The organism is Anaeromassilibacillus senegalensis, from assembly GCF_001261775.1.
In the GTDB taxonomy this organism is placed as follows: Bacteria; Bacillota; Clostridia; order Oscillospirales; family Acutalibacteraceae; genus Anaeromassilibacillus; species Anaeromassilibacillus senegalensis.
The window spans coordinates 673,988-691,617 of sequence record NZ_LN868538.1 but is presented as its reverse complement, the minus strand read 5'-3'; the positions used below and the strand labels follow the sequence as shown (position 1 = coordinate 691,617).

Sequence of the window (17,630 nt, the reverse complement as noted above, 5' to 3'; positions counted from 1 at the left end):
TAAAGTGTGTCCAAGAAGCAGGAGGAATGACCTATGAAAAAACGATTGGTATCCATTCTTTTGGCCGCTGTGCTGCTCTGCGGCCCGGCCGGCCTGATTGGCGGAACAACGGTGTCCGCAAAAGAATCCTGGGAAAGCCGCGTCATTTCGTATGATAACATCGAAGAAATCGTCGACGGCAGCCTCGATTTTTCCAGCCAGGCCGCGGCACTCAACCAGGCGTTACAGGCATTAAAACAAACCCAGCAAGGACTGAACCAGTTTTCCCAGCAACTGGCGAACGCACAGGCACAGCTGCCGGAGGGGTCCGAGCTGGCCGGCGTGCTCAGTGGAATGCAACTGGTGACCGGCTCACTCAACAGCCAGCTTGCGAGCAACAGCAACAGTATGAGTCAATCCTCTGTGCAGATTGATCAGGCGCGCGACCAGATTGTCATCGGCGCGAAAAACCTCTTCATCGCCTATCATTCGCTGGAGGACCAGAAGCAGGAGCTGCAGCGCAGCCTCGACGTATTTGATAAGAACATGGCGGCATATGAAAAACAGTACGAGCTGGGAATGATCACGGCGCTGGATTTGGAAAATATGAAAGCAAGCCGCAATACCATCAACAGCGGCCTTGACACGATGGAAATGGAGATCACGGCCCTGCGGCGCAGCTTTAATACGCTGATCGGCCGGAACTACAGCCAGGCGCTGACCCTGAAATCACTGCCCAGGCCCGACACCGATTATGTGGATAAAATCAAGTTCTCCGACGATCTGGAAGACGCGGTCAGCAACAACAGCGCGTGGGGCGGCAGTGCTTCCATCCCCAGCAACAACGAGAACTTCGACGAAAACAAGGGCTCTTTCGGCGCATCCTTCCGCAAGCTCTATGAGAATATCGGCGACAAGCAGCGACTGCTGGAGAAGGAACAGAATACACTGGCGTTGGAAACGAAGAATTATGAAGCATCAAAGCGGAAATTTGACTTGGGCATGCTGTCGCAGCTCGCCATGGTCAGCGCGCAGGATAAGCTGGACGCGCAAACCGCAAAGGTGAAGACCGCGGAAACCAACCTGTTCTCTGCCATCGAGCAGTATAAATGGGCGCTGGATTTCGGCATCATCGCATCCTGACCCGTTCGTACCGGGCAATTCCATTCAACGTTACCGCGCCCGCGGGAGAGGGCTCCCGGCGGGCAGATCAGACCAGGAGAAATGGAGAGGAAGACAATGGGTAAAAAATCGATCAAGTGGATGGCTGTATGCGTCATGCTGGCGCTGTCCGTTCTGTTCGGCGGCTGTGCGCAGAGCGCCGAGCCGGCGGAGGAAGCGCCGCCGGTCAAGGAAGCGGTGACTGTCCAGGTCGCTCCCGCAAAAAAGGGCGATATACAAAGCGAATATTTGTATTCCGGCAAGGTGAAACCGATCGGCGAGGCGAATGTTGTCAGTACGGTGGCCGGCACGGTCCAGCAGATCAATTATCAGGTGGGCGATCCGGTGGAAAAAGACGCGGTCCTGTTCCAGATGGGGACTGAGGACATTGAAAACAATCTGACCGTGCTGAAGGCGCAGCTGGAGGCGACCAAGGCGCAGGTGCGTTCCGCACAGACCGGCGTGGAGCTGGTCAATGGTGCGGCGATGCAGACGCAGATCCAGTCGGCCAAGACCGGGCTGGAACAGGCGGAAATCGCCTATAACGATATGAAGACCACCTATGAAAACAACAAACAGCTGTATGAAGCCGGGATTATCTCCAAGAGCGACATGGATAAGACAGAAACCGGCATGAAAAATGCGGAGATCGCCTACAATACAGCAAAAACCAGCTACGATCTGGTGGCCAATCAAATGCCGGAGGAAAACCTGCGCAAGGCGCAGGACGGCCTGGCGGCTGCGCAGGCCAGCCAGAAGGCGGTGGAGGCCCAGATGGCCAGCGCGGAAAAGACTCTGCGCGACGCAGCGGTCAAGAGCCCGATCACCGGTGTGGTGACCGGCTGCACCCTGACGGAGGGGACGCTCTATTCCAGTGCGGCGGGTCCGGCGTTCGTCATCAGCGACACCAGCAAGGTACATATCAATGTGAGTATATCCGAACAGCTCATCAACCGTGTCAAGCCGGGCCAGAAGGTCGACGTTAAAATTACGGCGGTATCTGAAACCCCGTTGCAGGGGACGATCGATACCGTCAACCCCGCTTCAAATCAGACCGGCACTTATGAGGTCAAAATTGTGGTGGACAATGCCGACGGCACTTTGAAATCTGGCATGTTCGGAGAGGTGCATTTTACAAAGGAAAAGAAAGAAAACGTGATCGTTCTGCCGCGCGAGGCGGTCGTTACCTCCGGCGGCGAAAATTACGTGTTTGTCAATGAAGACGGCGTTGCCCGGAAGAAGCTCGTCACCATCGGCATCGACACCGGCAAAGAGGTGGAGGTGACCGGCGGTCTGGAGGAGAACAGCAGCGTGGTCGTCAAGGGCCAGGCCTTCCTCGCGGACGGGGACACCGTGAACGTCTCCGGTTCCGGGAAGGAGGCGTAACCGATGCCCATAAAAACGGCCATCAAGCGGCCGGTCACCACCATTATGGTGATGCTGATCGCGATCCTGGCGGGCGTCGTTTCCCTGCTGGGCCTGAACCTGGACCTGATGCCTTCCGTCAACGTGCCGATTGCCGCCGTCAGTACGGTGTACGTCGGCGCTGGCCCGGAGGAAATTGAAACACTGATCACCAAGCCGATCGAAGAAGCGCTGGGAACGGTCAGCAACGTGGATACCATTATGTCCACTTCCTCCGCAAATTCCTCCCTGGTAATCATTCAGTTTGTGGATGGCACAGATGTCAACATGGCGGCCATCGACGTGCGCGAAAAGATCGACCTGACCAAGAGCCAGCTGCCGGAAGGGGCACAGGCCCCGATGGTCATTAAAATGGACCCGAACGCCCTTTCCACCATCCAGATTGGGGTTCACAGCAAGGATATGGACCTTTCCAAGCTGACGGACCAGCTGGAGGAACAGGTGGTCAGCCGGCTGGAGCGCATCGACGGCGTTGCGTCCGTCGACCTGACCGGCGGCATGGAGAAGGAAATACAGGTTGTCCTGAACCCGGAGAAGATGCAGGGCTACAATGTGACGGTGCAGCAGATCTCCGGCATTTTGCAGGCGGAAAATATGAACCTGCCCGCGGGCAAGATCGCACAGGGCGACACCAAGCTGCAACTGCGCTCCGTGGGGCAGTTCCAGACAATCGACGAAATCCGCGACCTGCCGCTGACTACCCCGACGGGCGCGCTGATCCATCTGCGCGACGTGGCGCAGATTGACGAGGTGGAAAAGGAAGAGGAATCGTACGCGCTGATCAACGGAGAAAAGAGCGTCATCCTTACCATTCAAAAGCAGTCCAATGCCAACATGGTGGACATTTCTGATAAGATTGAAAAGGAACTGGATAAAATCTCCGCGGAGAATTCGGAACTCAACATCACAATGCTGACCAACACGGCGGACTATATCAAAACCTCCGTCAGCAACGTGCTGAGCACCGCCGTCCAAGCGGCGCTGATGGCCGTCGTCGTGCTGTTCCTGTTCCTGCGCAACGGCAAATCCTCGCTGATCATCGGCATTTCCATCCCGACCTCCGTCGTTGTGACTTTCGCCCTGATGTATGTATGCGGCATGTCGCTGAACATCATCTCTCTGGGCGGCATCACCATCGGCATCGGTATGCTGGTGGATAACTCGGTCGTCGTGTTGGAATCCATCACGCGGCACCATGAAGAGGGCATGCCTGCCAAGCAGGCGGCGCAGGTCGGCGCCTCCGAGGTGGCGCTCTCTGTCGCGGCCTCCACACTGACCACGGTCGCGGTGTTTATCCCGCTGATGTTTGTACAGGGCATGATTGGCCAGATGTTTAAGGACCTGTCGCTGACGGTCAGCTTCTCGCTGCTGGTTTCGCTGGTCGTTTCCCTGACCTTTGTACCGATGGCCTGCGCGCATTTGCTCAAGAGCACGGATGCGGAGAAAATGGAGAAGCATCCGCGGTTGACCGCGTTCCTGAACCTTTGGAAGCGCGCGCTGGACGCGTTGGACCGCGGGTATTCCCGTCTGCTGCATGTGGCGCTGCGCTGCAAAAAGCGCGTGGTTGCACTGGTCCTGCTGGTCTTTATCGCGTCACTGGGACTGTTGCCCGTGGTGGGCGTCGACCTGATGCCGTCCATGGACCAGGGTTCCGCCAGTGTTTCCATCGCCATGCCCAAGGGGACCATTCTGGAGGAAACCTCCAAAGTGGTGGACCAGGTGACGGCACAGATTCAGGATATTCCGGAGATCGAAGAATGGTATGTGTCGGTCGGCGGCTCGTCCACCGATTCCGCCAGCCTGACGATCAATCTGGTGGAGCAGAAACAGCGCAGCCGTTCCACGGATGACGTCGTGGACGAAGTCCGCGGCAAGGTAAAAGACATTGCGGGCGCGGAAATTACCGTTTCCGCCTCCAGCTCAGCCATGGGGTCCTTCGGCTCCTCGGCGGACATTCAGTTCCAGCTCAACGGAGACAGCACGGAGCAGCTGCGTGCGATCGGAAACGACCTGGTGGCGCAGATCGAGGCGCAGCCGTGGGCGCTGGACGCCAGCAGTTCTTTGGACGACGCGGTCCCGGAAGCCAGCATCACGATCGACCGGACCAAGGCGTCGGCCTACGGGATCACCGCCGGTTCCATTGCGTCCGCGGTCAGCACGGCGATCACCGGCAGCGTGCCCACCCAATATAAAGTAAATGGCGATGAACTGGATATCCGCATCATGCAGGACCAGGACCGCGTCCGCTATGTGGACGATTTGCAGGGCATCACGGTTCCGGCGGCGAACGGTATGCCTGTCCCGCTCACAGAGGTGGCCAATATCGCCATCGCGGACGGCGCGGTGCAGATCACCCGTACCAACCAGCATCGCTATATCACCATCAGTGCCAATACGAACGGACTGGACGCGGCGACGGCGAAGTCGAACATGGAAGCCATCCTGAACAACTACAATTTCCCGGAGGGCTATGATTATTCCTTCACCGGTACGCTCGACAGCTTGGTGGAGACCTTTACCAGCCTGTTCATCGTGCTGATCGTTGCGATTCTGCTGGTCTATATGATTATGGCGGCGCAGTTTGAATCGTTTATCCATCCGTTTATCATCATGTTCTCCCTGCCCATCGCGCTGACGGGCGGCATCCTGGGCCTGTTCATCACCGGAAATACCGTGACGGCGACCGCGTTCATGGGCTTCATCATGCTGGTCGGCATGGTGGTCAACAATGCCATCGTGCTGGTGGACTACACCAATCAGCTGATGGCGCGCGGTATGGCGTGCAATGAGGCGCTGGAAAAGGCGGGCTCCACGCGATTGCGCCCGATTCTGATGACGACAATGACCACCGTGCTGGGCCTGGTTCCCATGGCAATTTCCACGGCGGAAGGCACGGAGATGCAGCGTCCGCTCGCAATTGCGGTCATGTTCGGCCTGATGCTCTCCACCATCGTCACCCTTGTCTTTATCCCGGTGCTGTATGCGGGTGTCAATAAGCTGCGCATGCGCAGGAAGAATCCCGGACTGAAGGAGGGGCCCCGTGGAGAGGCGGAGATGGAACATTCCTGATTTTTAAACTCAAACATTCACCGGCGGCAGAAATTCCTGCCGCCGGCTTTTTTAATTGGTAAATTATGGTTACGATCTAAAAAAAGTACCAATTTAGAGATGAATTCGTGAAAAATTTCCCAACAAAACCAAAAAAAATACTAGAAAAAGCGGTGGGTTATTTGCTATAATGAGTTACACAAGTAGAACTGCATAAAAACGGATGGGATAGAACTGTAAAAATAGCTAAATCGTCCGCTGGTGATTCGGTTTATGAAACGATTGATGGTGTAAATAAGGAGATGCCGGAGAATGCATGAAAGGCTGACCGTAAGAAGTGCGTGGGGTTAAGGATTTCTTTCGGACAGGCCTTTTGTCGCGTTTGGGCGCTCTTTATTAATATTATTTTAAGATGGGGAGAGAAGTGTATGAAATCTAAGAAGCTCATTTCCATTCTCCTCGCGGCCGTTATGACCGTCAGCGTAGGCATTCAGCCCGCGTTTGCAGCCGGTAACGGAAGCGATGGAGGCACCTGGAAAGACGGCGCCGCATGGCCTCAACTGACCAGAGCGGCATCAGCCATGGCTCCGGATACTCAGAAATTCGCGAATCCGCGCATGGAGTACACCGGAAGGAACTACACAGACCCGATTACCCAGGAAACCGTTCGGGCCTGCGACATCTTTGGCATCAATCGTGAACCCGCCCACGCAACAGGAACCATCCCGTATGAGTCTGTGGAAAAAGCCGTCGTCGGCGCTGTGGACTACAAGAAGGAAGATTCCAACTATGTGCAGATGCTGTCCGGCATCGGCCAGGAGGATTGGGAGCTCGTCGTGGTTTCCAATGCGGAAAAGGGCCAGAAGTATCTGGACGACGGGTTCATGAACCCGGATTACGAAGCAACCAAAGAAGACGGCTGGCAGGTCGTCGACGTGCCGCGCAGCTGGACCCGTTACGAGGGCTTCGGCGACTGGGACTATTCCATTTATACCAACACACAGATGCCCTGGCAGGGTGAGAATGTTTCCCAGCCGAACGCACCGGTGCAGTACAACCCGGTAGGGTTCTACCGCAGAGACTTCGTAGTGGACGATACCCTCCTGCAGGACAACGGCCGCGTGCTGATCTCCTTCCAGGGTGTGGAATCCGCATACTATGTTTACGTCAACGGCAAGGAAGTCGGATACAGTGAGGACAGTTATCGTCCGCACGACTTCGACATCACCGATTACCTGAACCCCCAGGGCCAGGTGAATACCCTTGCGGTGGAAGTACATAAATTCAGCGACGGCACCTGGATGGAAGACCAGGATATGATTTATGACGGCGGTATCTTCAGAGACGTGTACCTGTACTCCACGCCGCTTGTACACATCAACGATTATCGCGTCATCACCGATCTGGATGAGACTTACACCAATGCACAGCTGGAACTGAGCACCTCCGTCAAGAACTACAGCGAACAGGCGATCGCCAATTATGCGATCGATGTGCAGCTGTTCGACGCGGACGGCAGCGACGTGTTTGCCAACGACCCGATGCGCTTCAACGTAAGCGATATCGCCGTCGGCGGCGAAGTGACGATGGACGCCAGCAAACTGGTGGAGAGCCCGGACCTCTGGTCCGCGGAGGACCCGAACCTCTATACCCTCGTAATGACCCTGTACGACAAGACGACGGGCCGTCATTTTGAGAGCATCTCCCAGCAGCTCGGTTTCCGTGAGATCGAATTCACCCGCACGGAAGTAGACGATAATTACAACCGTACGACGAATTCCTTCAGCCCGATCACCATCAACGGCCAGCCGATTCTGTTCAAGGGAACCAACCGCCATGACTCGGATCCGATTTATGGCAAATATGTTCCGAATAGTGTGTATGAGGAAGACGTCAAGATCATGAAACAGTGGAACTTGAACGCCATCCGTACGTCTCACTATGCCAATGATGAGTATCTGTATTATCTCTGCGACAAGTACGGCCTGTATATGATGGGCGAGACGAACGCGGAGTGCCATGCCATCATGGGCCAGAACGACAACATCAACAATTACTATGGCAAGCTGTATATGGACAGAACCGTCACCGCTTATCAAACGCTTAAGAACAATACGGCGGTTGTGGCATGGTCCATTGGCAACGAGATGAGCTATGACCGCCACGGCGGCGATAATATCTTCCCGAAGATGGTTTGGTACTTCAAGGACCACGATAAGACCCGCCCGGTTCATGCGGAAGGCCTGAACCAGGATTGCGGCACCGATATGGGCAGCAACATGTACCCGACCGTCGGCACTGTATGGGGCTATGCGGGAAAAGGCAAAATGCCTTATGTCATGTGCGAATACGACCACGCAATGGGCAATGCAGTCGGCAATATGAAGGAGTACTGGGATGCCATCCGCAGCTCCGATAATATGGTCGGCGGCTTCATCTGGGACTGGGTCGACCAATCCCGTTACATCGATCTGGATTCCCTGCCGGCACAGAGCAGTATCACGGAGATGAGCTCTCTGGGCGCAGAGGGAACCGCGCACGGTCCTACGGAGCTGATTGACGCGGCGGCCGAATCCCTGACCGGTAAATCCTACAGCGGCTATACGGTATTGGACGATGCAAACAACAGCGTGTATAATGCGGCGCTGTCCGGAGAAGGCAAGAGCTTCACCTTCGAAGTCATGGTAAAGCCGAACTCCACCGCGCGCAACAGCGTCCTGATTGCAAAGGGCGATACCCAGGTTGCACTGAAGACACAGAGCAACGGCGATGGCTTGGAGTTCTTTGTTTATAATGGCGGCTGGCACTCCGCAACCTGCAATTTGCCGAGCGATTGGGTCGGTAATTGGCATCAGGTTGCCGGTACCTATGACGGCAATACATTGCGCCTCTACATTGATGGCGAACTGAAGGGCAGCACAAACGGCAAGTATGATATCCGGCCCAACAGCTATCCGCTTGGCATTGGCCGCGATGAAGAGAACAACCGCAGCGTAGACGGTGAAATTTCCATTGGCCGCGTTTATACCAAGGCTTTGACCGCGGACGAGCTGAAAGCACAGATGAGCGCGACGCCGGACATCGGCCCGAGCGACGAGAGCGTTCTCGTATGGCTGGATTACTCCGCAGGCCTGACCAAACAGGAAGGCGCCTATTGGGATTACTATGCGGAAGATTATGCAAAGCAGCACCTCTATGATGAGGAAATGGACGGCAGATTCTTCGGCTATGGCGGCGATTGGGGCGACAAGAACAACAGCGGAAACTTCTGCGTCAATGGTCTTGTTTCTCCGGACAGAGATCCGCAGCCGGAACTCTACGAAGTGAAATACCAGTATCAGAACTACTGGATGACCGCTTCTGACAACGAGATTGCAAACCGCAAGATCAACGTTTACAACGAAAGCAACTTCACCAACCTGAACGAGTATGACGTCAAGTGGGAACTGCTGGAAGACGGCAAAGTAATCGACGAAGGCGTCCTGACGGATGTGGACGTTGCGCCGAAGCAGACCGAGACGGTGGTCATTCCGTTCACCATGCCCGCAGAGGCGGACCGCCCGGCAGGCGCGGAATATTATCTGAACATCAACGTACTGCTCAAGGAGGATACTCTCTGGGCAGAAGCAGGCCACGAGATTGCACACGAGCAGTTCGCGATTCCGGCTTCCGTGACGGCGATTGCTCCGATCACTGTAAACACCAATGTAACGGTTGATACAGAGAATGATGCAGACTATGTGCTGGTTTCCGGCGATAACTTCAGCTTCAAGCTGGATAAGACTTCCGGCGCAATGTCCGAATATGTCTACAATGGTGAAACCGTTATTCTGGACGGCCCGGCGCCGAATTTCTGGAGAGCGAAGATCAACAATGACGGCGGCGACGTAGATAACAACTGGAAGAATGCCAACAAGAACATCACAGTAGATGAAAATGGCATCACCGTTGCAAAAGCGGAAGACGGCAGAACGGTGATCACCACCAATCTGACGCTTACAAATGCCAACAATGCGAAGGAAACCGTTGTTTACACCATTGACGGTTCCGGTGCGGTAACCATGAACTTTACGCTGGACGCGACCGGCACCAGCATGGGCCAGATCATGAAGGTTGGTTCCAATATGGTCCTGCCGGAAGGCTACGAGGACATCACCCGTTATGGCAACGGCCCGACCGAGTGCTATTTCGACCGTGATTCCTATGCGATGACCGGCCTGTACACCAATACGGTGACGGATTCCTTCTATCCGTATCTGGAGACCCAGGAAACCGGCACGCAGAACGGCACAAAGTGGATGACCCTGACCGGTGAAAACAAAGCAACCGGTATCCTCGTTGCAGGCAAACAGGATTTGGAGACCAGCGCGCTCCACTTCAGCATCGATCAGCTCGACGCGGCGAAGCATCCGTATCAGCTCAAAGCGCCGAACAAGGAAACCTATGTCAACATCGATCTGATTTCCCGCGGCATCGGCAACCGGAGCTGCGGCCCGGATACGTTGGAGGAGTACAAGATTCCGAACAACAAGGCGTATTCCTTTGAGTACACCATTGTTCCGTTTGATGCCGCGACTGCGGACCCGATGGAACTGAGCAAACCGTACAGAGCTTTTGCAAGCTTTGATCAGGATGCGTTCGACAAGCAGCAGGCAGAAGCCGTGCAGAACGCGATTGATTCCATCTATGTCTTTGATTATGCACAGAAGGCAGAGCTGGAGAACATCCTGGAAAGTTATGAGAATCTGACTGCCGCACAGAAGGCTTTGGTTACCAACTATGCGGATCTGGAAGAAGCTATGGAAAAGGTCATGACCTTCAAGGGCAAAGCGCCTGAAAACGTAGCAGACCTGAGCAACAACCAGATTAACCCGGTTCTGGGCGACAACGCGAAGCTTGTCATGGACGGCAAGTTCAATGTCGGTCTGACCGGCTGGATGGCAATCCCGAACGACAAGGGCACGGACGGCGCGGACGTGTTTGACGAGCTCTTTGTCGGCAAGAACGAGTTCACCGTGGAAACATGGGTAAAACCGGCTAGCAGCCCCAGAGACTATGATATGTTCATGGGCAAGGGCGATAACTGCTTCGGCTTCCGTACCAGAGGCGGCACAATTGACTTCTTCATCAAGGCTGGCGACGGCAACTGGAAGTCGATTGAGGCAAAGGTTTCGGACAGCCAGGTTAGAAACAAGTGGATCCATGTGGCAGGTATCTTTGACGGCAATAAGCTGTCCGTTTACCTGGACGGCGAGATCATTGCGGAACTGGTGGATAACTCCGGTCTGGGTGTAAAAGCCAGCAGCACGAAGTTCCACATCGGCTATGATCCGGAAACCAACAGAACCAACAGCAATACCTTTGCAAATACCCGTGTGTATAATAAAGCACTGACAGCGGAAGAGCTGAACGGCCAGGGCGCTTACGATGTAGGCGAAGCGGAACAGCCGGCGATTGCTCCGGATAGCGAAAACGTTGTTATGTGGCTTGACTTTAGCGACATCAGCTACAAAGACGTTCCGGTCGTCGATGACGACGCAGTAGCGATTTCCCCGAAGGATGCGCAGATCATTTCCGGCAGCAGCAAGGAGTTCACCATTGTGAAGGCTGCTCCGACCGCACAGGCAAAGGCCGCCGGCGCATATGCGATGGCGACGATCGATGATCTGAAAGCACTGCTGCAGCAGGCTGGCACAATCGACACCAGCATCTACACCGCGTCCAGCGTGGCGATCTTTGAAGCGGCGATCAACGTTGCGAGCACCGTTCTGGACTTCCCGGTTGAGGCACCGGAAAGCGTTGTCGAGGCGGCATACAACATGCTGAAGGCAGCCATGGAAGGCCTTGTATGGGATAACACCTATGAAGTGACCGAGGCTGAATGGTCCATCGTGGATTCCTTCGGCCGCGAGATCGAAGGCGCGACCATCACTCCGAACGCGGAGGATGCGGGCAAAGCGACCGTCGCTGTGACGGAAGCGGTTCCGGTCGGAACCAGAATCCGTGTGATGGCGACCAACATCAACGGCGTGGAAGGCCTGTCCGCGAAGACCTATGCAACGGTGGTTGCGGCTCCGGAAAAGACCCCGCGCGAGAAACTGGAAGCGCTCTATGCGGAAGCAACTGCTATTAAGAATGCGGGACAGGGCGACTACACAGACGATTCCTGGAATGCATTTGAGGGAGCCTATGCGGCGGCTGGCACGGTTCTGGGCAATGCAGAGGCAACCGACGCTGAATTGATGAATGCTCTAGATGTCCTCCAGGCGGCAATCGATGGTCTGGATAACTACGTGGCGGCTCCGCATGACCTGCGTGTGGAGTATGGCCCGAAGGTTGCGCTGACCGTGGACGGCGTATCCCAGGAGCTGGCTGATATAACCGGCACCTACATTCAGAAGGATGTCATGGCCGAGGATACTGTCAGCCTGACCTTTAGTCATAAGGACGATGACAGAGAATTCGTTACAACGGTTCTGACTGTCAATGGCGTGGAAAAGGAAGTCACCTTTAAGGACGGCGACCGCACAGTTGCCTATTATGAACTGACCATGCCGAACGAAAACACCACCGTAAAATTCACCTCCGTTGTGGTTTGGAAGGCCCTGCTGCGCAATGCAATTGCAAGCGCGGAAGAAGCCATGGAGACCGAGGCATATGGAAACTTGATTCCGTGGGCAAAGGACAAATTTGACGCGGCTTATAAGGCAGCAGTGAAAGTAGAAGCGGACGAAACCGCCCTGCAGGACGAAGTGGACGCCGCGACCATCGCAATGACGGGAGCGATGAACTATCTGTCCTTTGAAAAGGGCGATAAGACCAAGCTGGAGCTGCTCTTCAAGACCTACGAGCCGTTGAAAGAAGAAGATTTCACTGCGGCAAGCTGGGCGAAGTATGCGGAAGCTCTGGCAGCAGCGCACGAAGTCTATGAGGACGAAAATGCGCTGGTGAAGGATGTTGACGATGCGGCGAAGGCATTGACCGATGCATTTGAAGCGCTGGAGACTCCGGCGGATAAGAGCGAACTGGAAGCACGGATTGAAGAAGCGAAGAGCTATGATCTGAGCAAATACACCCCGGCCAGCCAGGAAGGCTTTGAGGATCTGATTAAAGAGGCAGAGACGCTTCTTGCGAAGGAAGAGCCGACGCAGACGGAACTGGACAAGATGGTCAACCGTTTGGTCCTTGCAATCGCAAACCTGCGCCTGATCCCGGATAAGAGCTATCTGGAAGAACTGGTCGACGGCGATAAGGATATCAACGAAGACGAGTACACCCCGGCAAGCTATGCGGCGTATAAAGCGGCTTACACCGTGGCGTTGGCGGTTCTGAACGATCCGAATGCAACGGAAAAAGAAGTAAACGGCGCGGCGAATACGCTGGAAACAAGAAGAAACGGCTTGGTCCGTAAGGCTGAGGATAAGCCGAACACCGATAATGGCAACACCGGCTCCAATACCAATAAGGGTTCTTCTTCTAGCAGCAATTCCGCCAAGGCTGGCAACAGCTACGGCAACGAAGGCACCGCGGTTGTCGGTGCGGCACAGGCAATCCTTGGTAAGGCAACCGTCGTATCCGATACGACCGTCGACTTTAACCTGAAGAGAGGCAGCGCCTATTGCTTCAAGATGACCGTTGTGAATGGCAACAATCTGGTCCCGAGCTTCACCGTCGGCAACGGCAGCGTGCTCAAGACCCAGTTTGTCGCCAAGATCGGCAACGATTACTATTACAGAGTGTATGCAGTCGGCACACCGGGCCAGAGCACAGGTGTGTACACCACGCTGGCGGGCCAGAACGCTCAGCAGCACTGCACGGTGACCGTTGGCTGAGAATATCGGACAAACTGGTTGACAGGGCCGCCGGAGCGCGTCCCGACCGGAGGTCTGACGATTGGCTGATGAGTTGAGTCGACCGTAATAGTAAAAGAATCCCCATCAAAAACAGAGGAACCCCCGGCCCGGTCAGGGCTGGGGGTTCCTCTGTTCTGTAAAAATATGCAGAGATTTCATTTTTGTAAACTTTCATGGGTGTACATTTATGTTATTTATGAAGAATTAAAATTAGCAAGGCTGTCGTGACATTGCTTAAAAAGGAAACGGGGTGAAAAGGATTTTTGCATGATATAGAAAGATTGTATGTTTTTGAGAGGAAAAAGGGATGTTTTGGTGTCTCAGAGAGAAATAATTTCCGCTTGACAAAAATTGGATTTGCAATATAATTAAAAAAATTGAAGTATTTTTTTGGCTTTCCTTTTTGCAGGATAGACGAGTCTATAGAGAAAGTATGGTGCCCAATATGAGCTTTCAAATCCTAGGAACCGGCAGTGCGCATCCCGCATGCACACAGACAAACGACGATCTTTCTGTATTTCTGGACACGTCGGACGAATGGATTTCCACCCGGACGGGAATTAAAAGCCGGTTTGTCTGCACAACGGAAACGCTGGCGGACCTTGCGGCGGAAGCGGGCCGCAGGGCAATGGAAAATGCCGGCGTTCGTGCGGAAGAACTGGATTTGATCGTTTGCGCCACAGTGCGCGGCGATTATATCACGCCTGCGCTGGCCTGCGTGGTGCAAAAGATGCTGGGCGCCACCTGTCCCGCATTCGATATCAACGGCGCATGCTCCGGGTTTGTCTACGCGCTGGATGTGGCGGACGGTTATTTCGCGCGCGGCCGGGTCAGAAAAGTGCTGGTGATCGCGGCGGAGGAAATGTCCAAGCTGCTGGACTGGGAGGACCGCAGCACCTGTGTACTCTTTGGCGATGGCGCGGGTGCAGCGGTTCTGGGCGAAGGCGAAGGGCTGCGTTCTATCCGCATTACGACGGACGGAAATACCGACGCGCTGCGCATCCCGCATGTGCGGGGGAATTCTCCGTTTGACCGGACGGAAGCGGAAGAATCCTTTCTGTTTATGGACGGGCAGGAGGTCTATAAGTTTGCGGTAAACGCCATGTGCACCGATGTGCGCGCCGTCCTGGAAGATGCGGGTTTGACGGAGGCGGATGTGGACTACGTCTTGCCGCATCAGGCGAATTTGCGCATCATTGAAACGGCGAAAAAGAAACTCAATATCCCGCCGGAACGCTTCTGCGTCAATATCAGCCGATACGGCAATACCTCGGGCGCGGGCGTGGCGATTCTGATGGATGAGCTGAACCGCAAGGGTACTTTTCAGCCGGGCGACATCCTGGTACTCTCAGCGTTTGGCGGGGGATTGACCACCGGCGCCTGCGTGATCGAATGGACGGCACTCTGAATGGCAAAGAGATGCCTGATAACGGCCTGAACAGGCGCGGACGGCGTTCTTAGTCTGGTGAGTATGCTAAAAATAAAGGGAAGTTGTTTTAAGATAGAAGGGAGTTTTTTCAGAAATGATCAAGACACCGATTTGTGACCTGTTGGAGATCGAATACCCCATTTTACAGGGCGGCATGGCATGGGTGGCGGACGCCAGCCTGGCTTCCGCCGTTTCCAACGCGGGCGGGCTTGGAATCATCGCGGGCATGAATTCCAACGGCGAACAGCTCCGCGCGGAAATCCGCAAATGCAAGGAGTTGACCGGCAAGCCCTTCGGCGTCAATGTGATGCTGATGAGCCCCTTCGTGGAGGAGGTTGCGCGCGTCGTTGTGGAAGAAAAGGTTCCGGTTCTGACGACCGGTGCGGGCAATCCCGGTAAATATATGGCGGCGTGGATCGAAGCGGGCATCAAAGTGATCCCGGTTGTTCCCTCCACGGGCATTGCCAAGCTGGTGGAAAAGCGCGGCGCGACGGCGGTGATTGCGGAGGGCGGCGAAAGCGGCGGCCATATTGGCGAGCTGACGACGATGGCGCTGGTGCCGCAGGTCTGCGACGCGGTGAAGATTCCGGTAATCGCGGCGGGCGGTATCGCGGACGGCCGCCAGCTTGCGGCGGCGTTTATGCTGGGGGCGCAAGGTGTGCAGATCGGCACACGCTTTCTGGTGGCGAAGGAATGCACCATCAGCCCTGTTTATAAGGAGAAAATTCTCAAGGCAAAGGACATTGATACGATCAGTACGGGCCGCCGTTTGGGCCATCCCGTGCGTGCGCTGAAAACGCCGTTTACCCGTGAGTTTGCGCGCATGGAATACGACTCCAGCATTTCCAATGAGGAGATCGAGCAGTTCGGCGCGGGCGCGCTGCGCAAGGCGGCGCGCGATGGGGATGTGCAGGGCGGTTCCTTCCTGGCGGGCCAGGTGGCTGCGATGGTCACAAAGGAGCAAACGGCGGAAGAAATCGTCACAGAGCTGTTCGCGCAGGCGGAGGAAATCCTGGGAGGTGCGGCCAAATGGGTAAAATAGCCTTTTTATTCAGCGGGCAGGGTGCGCAGTATCCGGGTATGGGACAATCGCTCTGTGAAGCGGGTCCCGCTGCGAAAGCCGTCTTTGACCTGGCTGACCGTATCCGCCCCGGTACGGCGGAGCAGTGCTTTGGCGGCACAAAAGAAGAGCTGTCCCTGACGAAAAATACGCAGCCCTGCGTCTATTGTGTAGATCTGGCGGCGGCGGAAGCGCTGAAGGCACAGGGGATCATTCCGGACGCGGTGGCGGGCTTCTCTTTGGGAGAAGTCGCAGCACTGACTTTTTCCGGTGTGCTGACGCCGGAGGACGGTTTCCGGCTGGTGTGCAAGCGCGCCGCCTTTATGGAAGAGGCGACGCAGCAGACCGGCGGCGGGATGGCGGCAGTGCTCAAATTGCGCGACGAACAGGTAGAAGAGCTTTGCCGCGCGCATCAGAATGTGTACCCGGTCAACTACAATTGCCCCGGTCAGGTTTCTGTGGCGGGTGAAAAGGCGGAGCTGGATGCCCTGTGCAAAGATGTGCAGGCGGCGGGCGGCCGCGCGGTGCCCCTCGCGGTGAGCGGTGCGTTCCATTCCCCGTTTATGGATACCGCGGCGGAGCAAATGGCGGAGGAGTTGCAGCAGGTTTCCGTCCATGCGCCGGAACTTCCGCTGTACGCCAATTATACGGCCTCCCGCTATCCGGCGGAGGAAGCCGGCATCAAAGAGAACATCGCCAAACAGGTAAACCATCCGGTGCCGTGGCAGGCGATCCTGCGCAAACTGGACGCGGAAGGGTTTACCGATTTTGTTGAAGTTGGCCCCGGCAAGACGCTGAGCGGCCTTGTGAAGAAAACGCTGCCCAAAGCAACGGTCTGCCGTGTAGAAGACGCGGAGACGCTGCGTGCGGCGGTGGAACAGCTGAAACGATAAGGGAGGAATTTTTTTGCTGACCAATCAGACAGCCGTCGTCACCGGCGGTTCCCGCGGGCTGGGCCGGGCCATCGCCAGAAAGCTGGCGGAAGACGGCGCGAATATCGCGATTTTATATGCCGGAAACGAGGCGGCCGCCGAGGAAACCTGCGCATTGCTGGCGGAAACCAACGTCATGGCAAAGGCATACCGCTGCGATGTCTCCGACTACGAGGCGACCAAAGCGGCGATCGACCAGATTCTGGCCGACTTCGGGCAGATCGATATTCTGGTCAACAATGCGGGCATCACACGGGACAGCACGATTCGCTCCATGAAGGAAGCGGATTTCGATGCGGTGATCGATACAAACCTGAAAGGCGCATTCCACATGATCAAGCACTGCTACGGGCATTTTCTCCGGCGCCGGTGCGGCAGGATCATCAACATCACGTCGGTTTCCGGCTTGATGGGCAATGCGGGGCAGGCGAACTATTCCTCCGCAAAGGCGGGCATGGTCGGCCTGACCAAGGCGGTTGCAAAGGAACTGGGCGGACGCGGTATCACGTGCAACGCGATTGCGCCGGGCTTTATTGAAACGGACATGACCGACGCGCTGAGCGATAAGGTCAAGGAAGCCGCTGTGGAATCCATTCCGCTGCGGCATATGGGAAAGCCCGAGGATGTGGCCAATCTGGCGTTGTTCCTCGCGGGCGAAGGCGCCTCCTACATCACGGGCGAAGTGATCCGGGTGGACGGCGGCCTGGGCATGTAAGAATGGGAATCAAGAACGGGAGGCAGTA

At 55.7% G+C, this 17,630-nt stretch carries 8 protein-coding genes; all 8 read left to right on the top strand.

Features of this window, described 5'->3' with window-relative positions; translation table 11 throughout:
* The first annotated feature begins 33 nt into the window (after nt 1-33).
* The 8 genes from BN2106_RS13460 (at nt 34) to fabG (ending at nt 17,602) form a co-directional block, all read left to right on the top strand.
* On the top strand, nt 34-1,122 hold the full coding sequence (locus BN2106_RS13460; RefSeq protein ID WP_050699083.1) for a TolC family protein: 1,089 nt from the start codon (nt 34-36) through the stop codon (nt 1,120-1,122).
* Nucleotides 1,123-1,218: 96 nt separating this feature from the next.
* Nucleotides 1,219-2,526 carry an efflux RND transporter periplasmic adaptor subunit gene (locus BN2106_RS13455; protein WP_050699082.1) on the top strand — a complete coding sequence of 436 codons (1,308 nt, stop codon included), beginning with the start codon at nt 1,219-1,221 and terminating at the stop codon, nt 2,524-2,526.
* Nucleotides 2,527-2,529: 3 nt separating this feature from the next.
* Entirely contained in the window at nt 2,530-5,634 is a 3,105-nt protein-coding gene (locus BN2106_RS13450) for an efflux RND transporter permease subunit (RefSeq protein WP_050699081.1), read from the top strand.
* A 407-nt stretch (nt 5,635-6,041) separates the two neighbouring features.
* Nucleotides 6,042-13,445, top strand: a complete 7,404-nt coding sequence (locus BN2106_RS13445; RefSeq protein ID WP_050699080.1) for a glycoside hydrolase family 2 TIM barrel-domain containing protein — start codon at nt 6,042-6,044, stop codon at nt 13,443-13,445.
* Between the two features lie 466 nt (nt 13,446-13,911).
* The gene (locus BN2106_RS13440) at nt 13,912-14,874 is read left to right on the top strand and encodes a beta-ketoacyl-ACP synthase III (protein ID WP_050699476.1); all 963 of its coding nucleotides are present in this window, start codon (nt 13,912-13,914) and stop codon (nt 14,872-14,874) included.
* 115 nt (nt 14,875-14,989) lie between these two features.
* Nucleotides 14,990-15,937: an enoyl-[acyl-carrier-protein] reductase FabK gene (gene fabK, locus BN2106_RS13435; RefSeq protein ID WP_050699079.1), complete on the top strand. Its 948-nt coding sequence runs from the start codon at nt 14,990-14,992 to the stop codon at nt 15,935-15,937.
* A complete protein-coding gene (gene fabD / locus BN2106_RS13430) occupies nt 15,925-16,848 on the top strand; it encodes an ACP S-malonyltransferase (protein ID WP_050699078.1) in 924 nt (307 codons plus the stop codon). The genes fabK and fabD overlap by 13 nt, the downstream gene beginning before the upstream one ends.
* Nucleotides 16,849-16,861: 13 nt before the next feature.
* Nucleotides 16,862-17,602, top strand: a complete 741-nt coding sequence (fabG, locus tag BN2106_RS13425) for a 3-oxoacyl-[acyl-carrier-protein] reductase (RefSeq protein ID WP_050699077.1) — start codon at nt 16,862-16,864, stop codon at nt 17,600-17,602.
* Nucleotides 17,603-17,630 lie beyond the last annotated feature (28 nt).

What these genes read in the sequence shown, in the direction of transcription:
- BN2106_RS13440 (WP_050699476.1), top strand. Translation starts at nt 13,912, where the DNA reads ATGAGCTTTCAAATCCTAGGAACCGGCAGTGCGCATCCCGCATGCACA.
- BN2106_RS13450 (WP_050699081.1), top strand. Translation starts at nt 2,530, where the DNA reads ATGCCCATAAAAACGGCCATCAAGCGGCCGGTCACCACCATTATGGTG.
- BN2106_RS13445 (WP_050699080.1), top strand. Translation starts at nt 6,042, where the DNA reads ATGAAATCTAAGAAGCTCATTTCCATTCTCCTCGCGGCCGTTATGACC.
- fabK (WP_050699079.1), top strand. Translation starts at nt 14,990, where the DNA reads ATGATCAAGACACCGATTTGTGACCTGTTGGAGATCGAATACCCCATT.
- BN2106_RS13460 (WP_050699083.1), top strand. Translation starts at nt 34, where the DNA reads ATGAAAAAACGATTGGTATCCATTCTTTTGGCCGCTGTGCTGCTCTGC.
- BN2106_RS13455 (WP_050699082.1), top strand. Translation starts at nt 1,219, where the DNA reads ATGGGTAAAAAATCGATCAAGTGGATGGCTGTATGCGTCATGCTGGCG.
- fabD (WP_050699078.1), top strand. Translation starts at nt 15,925, where the DNA reads ATGGGTAAAATAGCCTTTTTATTCAGCGGGCAGGGTGCGCAGTATCCG.